Source organism: Enterobacter sp. IF2SW-B1 (assembly GCF_001743375.1).
Classification (GTDB): domain Bacteria; phylum Pseudomonadota; class Gammaproteobacteria; order Enterobacterales; family Enterobacteriaceae; genus Enterobacter; species Enterobacter bugandensis.
On record NZ_MJAA01000386.1, the window covers coordinates 1 to 358 of the forward strand.

At 54.7% G+C, this 358-nt stretch carries 1 pseudogene; it reads left to right on the forward strand.

What is annotated here, in order from left to right:
* Positions 1-198 precede the first annotated feature (198 nt).
* Positions 199-358: pseudogene (locus A6013_RS27720) on the forward strand (DgsA anti-repressor MtfA); the annotation flags it as partial.

Genomic DNA, 358 nt, shown 5'->3' on the forward strand with positions numbered 1-358 from the left:
GCTCATCTTTTCAATACCGTACTGATTTATTCACCCCACCTGCGGATAAAGGCTACGACAGACGTCACAAAATGAAGGTGCTGCCTGCAAAGCGCTACCACCCGCTACGTACAAAATGCTAGTTTCTTCGGGGTGTAAGGGGGGCAATGATCGCGTTCCGCTAGGGGTTCAAGTGACGAGTTTGCGAGCAAGGGGGGGATTAGGTGGGGGTGGGACACGAAGGAGGCTGGGCGGGATATGGCGCTGCCGTGGGATGACGCCCTGGCGATCCGTGTTCTGGCGAAGCTTAAGCCGGATGAACAATCGAAACTGGTTCAGATGGCGGATCGTTTTTTGCAGCAAAAACGTCTGGTACCGC